The sequence below is a fragment of the Streptomyces sp. NPDC127114 genome, assembly GCF_042677525.1.
Lineage (GTDB): Bacteria > Actinomycetota > Actinomycetes > Streptomycetales > Streptomycetaceae > Streptomyces.
Genome location: NZ_JBHXTJ010000043.1, coordinates 56,189 through 61,557, shown reverse-complemented (window position 1 = coordinate 61,557; position 5,369 = coordinate 56,189). Strand labels below are relative to the sequence as shown.

The 5,369-nt window shown below is 72.5% G+C and carries 5 protein-coding genes; 1 reads left to right on the top strand and 4 read right to left on the bottom strand.

From position 1 onward, the window contains the following. Nucleotides 1-60: 60 nt before the first annotated feature. From ACFVGS_RS30880 to ACFVGS_RS30865, 4 genes are all read right to left on the bottom strand, one after another. Nucleotides 61-435, bottom strand: a complete 375-nt coding sequence (locus ACFVGS_RS30880) for an RNA polymerase-binding protein RbpA (protein ID WP_015032218.1) — start codon at nt 433-435, stop codon at nt 61-63. A gap of 255 nt (nt 436-690) precedes the next feature. Further along, the gene (locus tag ACFVGS_RS30875) at nt 691-2,064 is read right to left on the bottom strand and encodes an MFS transporter (protein WP_385695074.1); all 1,374 of its coding nucleotides are present in this window, start codon (nt 2,062-2,064) and stop codon (nt 691-693) included. A 122-nt stretch (nt 2,065-2,186) separates the two neighbouring features. Beyond that, nucleotides 2,187-2,951 carry a glycerophosphodiester phosphodiesterase family protein gene (locus tag ACFVGS_RS30870; protein ID WP_384423574.1) on the bottom strand — a complete coding sequence of 255 codons (765 nt, stop codon included), beginning with the start codon at nt 2,949-2,951 and terminating at the stop codon, nt 2,187-2,189. After that, nucleotides 2,948-3,616, bottom strand: a complete 669-nt coding sequence (locus tag ACFVGS_RS30865; RefSeq protein ID WP_384423575.1) for a YitT family protein — start codon at nt 3,614-3,616, stop codon at nt 2,948-2,950. The genes ACFVGS_RS30870 and ACFVGS_RS30865 overlap by 4 nt, the downstream gene beginning before the upstream one ends. A 126-nt stretch (nt 3,617-3,742) precedes the next feature. On the opposite strand from ACFVGS_RS30865, the gene ACFVGS_RS30860 reads away from it, so the two are divergent. Continuing rightward, nucleotides 3,743-5,242, top strand: a complete 1,500-nt coding sequence (locus ACFVGS_RS30860; protein ID WP_384423576.1) for a PLP-dependent aminotransferase family protein — start codon at nt 3,743-3,745, stop codon at nt 5,240-5,242. Nucleotides 5,243-5,369 lie beyond the last annotated feature (127 nt).

Below are 5,369 nucleotides of genomic sequence, written 5' to 3'. Positions count from 1 at the left end.
GGTACACGAAAGGTGTACCGGGCCCCGCGGCGTTGCTCTGCCAGGCCGTGCGGCCGTCCGTCAGGCGGACTTGCGGCTGTCGCGCGGATGCACGGCGATATTCATGGCGCCGGACCGAAGGACCGCCAGCCGCTCGGCCAGCACCTCCTCCAGCTCCTCGCGGGTGCGCCGCTCCATGAGCATGTCCCAGTGCGTACGCGCCGGCTTGCCCTTCTTCTCCTCGGGGCCGTCCCCGTCCACCAGGAGTGCCTGGATCCCGCAGACCTTGCACTCCCACTCCGGCGGAATTTCCGCTTCCACGGAGAAGGGCATCTCAAAACGATGGCCCTTCTCGCATGCGTACTCCACGGCCTGGCGCGGGGCCAGATCGATGCCGCGGTCGGTCTCGTAGCTGGTCACCACGAGGCGCGTGCCGCGAAGAGCTCGCTCACTCATGAATCGTGCCTCCCGGGCTTGTCGCCCACAGGACAGGTGTCGCTGTCGTCGTCATCCGGTCAACGTCCGGTCGGCGGTAAAGATTCCCGTTCCGGGTCATGCGTCGCCCGTCGTGCCGCCCCTTTTTGTACCCACCAGTGCCCGTTTTGTCACATCTGGCAGCAGATGTCACCTAACGTCTTCACCAAGTCAGCGCGCAGTAACGGTCCGCCTGGCAGGCCAAACGCGTACACTACCGCCCTTTCACTCCCGCGTCTAAATCCGGGCAGGTACGGGGTTGCCCGCGGCGGCCACCGCGGCCCGGACCGGCACCCTCGCCAGGAGCAGGAAACCGATCCCGAAGAAGATCACCAAGGAGATGATGGCATCCCGGTAGCTTCCGGTCAGCTGATGCGCGAGACCGAACACCAAAGGACCCAGCCAGCTCAGTCCCCGGTCGCTCATCTCGTAGGCCGAGAAGTACTCCGCCTCCTTGCCGCGCGGCACCAGATGCGAGAACAGGGACCGCGACAGCGCCTGGCTGCCGCCCAGCACCAGACCGATCGCCGCGGCCAGGCAGTAGAAGAAGACCGGCGCGCCGGCCGGCAGGAAGTAGCCCGCCGCCAGGATGGCCGTCCACAGCGCCAGCGAGGCCAGGATCGTCCGCTTCGCCCCGTACACCCGCGCCATCCGGCCCATCCCCAGCGCGCCCGCCACCGCCAGGACCTGGACGAGGAGGACCGCGGTGATCAGCGTCGTCTGGTCGAGGCCCAGTTCCTCGGAGCCGTACACCGAGGCCTGGGAGATCACCGTCTGCACGCCGTCGTTGTAGATCAGGTACGCCAGCAGGAAGGACAGCGTCAGAGGATGGCGGCGCATGTCCCGCAGCGTGGCCCGCAGCTGCTTCCAGCCGCTGCCGACCGCGCCCTCGCCGGCCGCGCCGCCGGTGCGCGCGATCCGCCGGTCCCGCAGCCTGCGCAGCGGCACCAGCGTGAAGGCGCCCCACCACAGACCGGCCGAGGCCAGACAGATCCGCACGGCCATCCCCTCGGACAGGCCGAAGGAGTCGTGTCCCGAGTACAGGACCAGGTTGAGCACCAGGACCAGCGCGCCGGAGGTGTAGCCGAAGGCCCAGCCGCGCGAGGACACCGTGTCCCGCTCGTCCGGCTCGGCGATCTGCGGCAGGTACGCGTTGTACAGCACCATCGAGACGGACAGCGAGGCGTTCGCCACGATCAGCAGGAACGTCCCGAGCAGATAGCGCTCGCCGGCCAGGAAGAACATGCCCGTCGTCGCCGCCGCGCCCGTGTACGCCGCCGCCGCGAGCAGCGGCTTCTTCCGGCCCGTACGGTCCGCCACCGCACCCACCAGCGGCATCGCGAGCACCGCGACGAGGATCGAGGCCGACACGGCGTAGGCGAAGAGGGAACCGGCCCGCACCGGCACGCCCAGCGGGTGGACGAACCCTTCGGCGTCCGCCGCGGCCTTGGCCACGGAGGTCAGGTACGGCCCCAGGAACACGGTCACGACGCTCGTGGAGTAGACCGAGCACGCGAAGTCGTAGAAGTACCAGCCGCGCTGCTCGCGCCGCCGCTCGGCGGGATCGGCGGCGTGGCCGTCCGGCTGCCCGGTGGTGTCGACATCGGTCAAGGCCGCGCCCCTCGTTCGTCCCCGTGGTGGTCCCGCGCGCTCGGGTCCGTCCGGCCCCGACCGTTCGGTCAGGCCCCTGGGAGTCCCGAGGGCATGTCCGGCGGATCATGGCCGGACAGGCCCTAGACCCACATACCCCGGTCGGTCAGGACGGCGCGCAGCGTCTCCAGATGATCGGTCATGATGCCATCCACGCCAAGGTCCAGGAGGGCCTGCATCCGGTCCGGCTCGTTCACGGTCCACACGTGGACCTGGAGACCGCGCGCGTGCGCCTCGCGCACGAAGCGCCGGTCCACCACGGGTATGCCGGCCTGCCGCTCGGGGACCTGCGCGGCCACCGCGCCCGAGCGCAGCGCCGCCGGGAGGCCCAGCGAGCGCAGCCGCAGCCCGAGCACGCCCGTCACGCCGTACGAGGTCGCGAGCCGCGGGCCGGCGAGCTTCTGCGCCCGGGCGATGCGCGCCTCGGTGAAGGAACTCACACAGACCCGGTCCCACGAGCGGGTCTTCCGGATCAGGTCGATCAGCGGCACGAGCGCCGACTCGGTCTTCAGGTCCACGTTCCAGCGGGCCTCCGGGAACTCCTCCAGGAGCTCCTGGAAGAGCGGCAGCGGCTCCTTGCCGGCCACCCGGGCCTCCTGGACCGCCGCCCACGGCAGGTCCCGGATCCGGCCGCCGGTGTCGGTGACCCGGTCCAGGGTCGAGTCGTGGAAGGCGACGAGCCGGCCGTCCGCTGTGGTGTGGACGTCGGTCTCGAAGTACCGGAAACCGGCCGCGGCGGCCCGCCGGAAGGCGGCCGCCGTGTTCTCCAGGCCGTCCGCCGTGCCGCCGCGGTGGGCGAAGGGGATGGGCGCCGGGTGGTCGAGGTAGGGGTGGCGTACGCGAGTCACCGCCGCAGTATCGCCTGCTCCGGTGTCCCCGAGGCAACGACGGTGCTGACCCGGTCCGGCTCGGGGACGGCGAAGAGGCGCAGGAAGAACTGGGCGAGCGGGCCGATCGCCAGCGCGTACAGCACCGTGCCGACGCCGACCGAGCCGCCGAGCAGGAAGCCGGACGTGACGACCAGCACCTCGATCGCCGTGCGCACCAGCCGGATCGAGCGGCCGGTCAGCCGGTGCAGACCGGTCATCAGGCCGTCGCGCGGGCCGGGGCCGAAGCGGGCGGCGATGTAGAGGCCGGTCGCGACCCCGTTCAGGACGATGCCCGCCGCCATCGTGGCGATCCGGGCCGGCAGGCCGTGGACCTCGGGGAGCAGGGCGAGCGAGACGTCCATCGCCGCACCGATCACGAGGACGTTGGAGACGGTGCCCAGGCCGGGCCGCTGCCGGATGGGAATCCACACGAGCAGGATCAGCGCCCCGAGCACGGTCGTCACCACGCCGATGCTCAGTCCCGTCCGCTCGGCGAGACCCTGGTGGAGGACGTTCCACGGCTCCAGGCCGAGGCCGCTGCGGAGCAGCAGGATCGAACTGAACCCGTACAGCGCGAGCCCGGCGTAGAGCTGGACGAGCCGGCGGGTCAGGTGCCGGCCGCGGAGACCGGAGGCGATGGACAAAGGACTGCCCCCCTGTGTGACGGCCCGAACGGGGCCTGGGTGGTGAATGTGGACTGACTCATGACACTCTGTGGCGGGGGACAAGAGGCCAACCATGGCCAATTCGCGGAAGGTGGACTGATTTCCATGGCCCAGTGGACTTCGGCCGTGGGGCCTGCCCAGCTCGCCCGGCAGCTCCAGGCCCAGCAGCCCAGGCCCGCCGCGCCCGGCGCCCGCAAGCCGCCCGCCTACCGCGCTCTCGCCGACGGCATCCGGCTGCTCGTCCTGGAGGGCCGCGTCCCGGTCGCCGCCCGGCTGCCCGCCGAGCGTGAACTGGCGGTCGCCCTCACCGTCAGCCGCACCACCGTCGCCGCGGCCTACGAGGCGCTGCGCGCCGAGGGCTTCCTGGAGTCCCGGCGCGGTGCCGGCAGCTGGACCGCCGTCCCGGCGGGCAACCCGCTGCCCGCGCGCGGCCTGGAACCGCTGCCGCCCGAGTCGCTGGGGTCCATGATCGACCTGGGCTGCGCGGCCCTGCCCGCGCCCGAGCCCTGGCTCACCCGCTCCATCCAGGGCGCCCTGGAGGAGCTTCCGCCGTACGCCCACACCCACGGCGACTACCCGGCCGGACTGCCCGCGCTGCGGCAGATGCTGGCCGACCGCTACACCGAGCGCGGCATCCCCACGATGCCCGAGCAGATCATGGTCACCACCGGCGCGATGGGCGCCATCGACGCGATCTGCCATCTCTTCGCGGGCCGCGGCGAGCGGATCGCCGTCGAGTCGCCCTCGTACGCCAACATCCTCCAGCTGATGCGCGAGGCCGGCGCGCGGCTCGTGCCGGTCGCCATGGCCGAGGGGCTCGGCGGCTGGGACCTGCCCCGCTGGCGCCAGGTGCTGCGCGACGCGGCACCCCGCCTCGCGTACGTCGTCGCCGACTTCCACAACCCCACCGGGGCGCTCGCGGGCGAGGACCAGCGGCGGCAGCTCGTCGAGGCGGCCCGCTCGGCCGGCACGGTCCTCGTCGTCGACGAGACGATGACCGAGCTGTTCCTCGACGAGGACCTGGAGATGCCCCGCCGCGTCTGCGCCTTCGACCCGGCCGGCGCCACCGTCCTCACCGTCGGCTCGGCGAGCAAGGCCTTCTGGGCGGGCATGCGGATCGGCTGGGTCCGCGCCGCGCCCGACGTCATCCGCTCCCTGGTCGCCGCCCGCGCCTACGCCGACCTCGGCACACCCGTGCTCGAGCAGCTGGGCGTCAACTGGCTGATGCGCACCGGCGGCTGGGAGGAGGCCGTCGGACTGCGCCGCAGCCAGGCCCGCGAGAACCGCGACGCGCTGGTGGCCGCCGTCCGCAGGGAGCTGCCCGACTGGGAGTTCGAGGTGCCGCGCGGCGGCCTCACCCTCTGGGTCCGCACCGGCGGGCTCTCCGGCTCGCGGCTCGCCGAGGTCGGCGAGCGCGTCGGCGTCCGGGTCCCCTCCGGCCCGCGCTTCGGCGTGGACGGCGCCTTCGAGGGCTACGTCCGGCTGCCCTTCACCGTCGGCGGCCCGGTCGCCGAGGAGGCCGCGTCCCGGCTCGCCGCCGCGGCCCGCCTGGTGGAGTCCGGCGCGGGCGCGGGCAGCGAGGGGCCTCGGTCGTTCGTGGCGTAGCGAAGGAACCGGAAGCAACGAGAAGGGGGGCCCCCCCCTCCCGGTTGCGGCCGCCCCTCCACCCCGCCGCCGTGTGCCAGACAGTTACCCAGCTCCGCCCGGAGCAGAAAACGGAGAAACCTCCGAA

What these genes read in the sequence shown, in the direction of transcription:
- ACFVGS_RS30860 (WP_384423576.1), top strand. Translation starts at nt 3,743, where the DNA reads ATGGCCCAGTGGACTTCGGCCGTGGGGCCTGCCCAGCTCGCCCGGCAG.
- ACFVGS_RS30880 (WP_015032218.1), bottom strand. Translation starts at nt 435, where the DNA reads ATGAGTGAGCGAGCTCTTCGCGGCACGCGCCTCGTGGTGACCAGCTAC.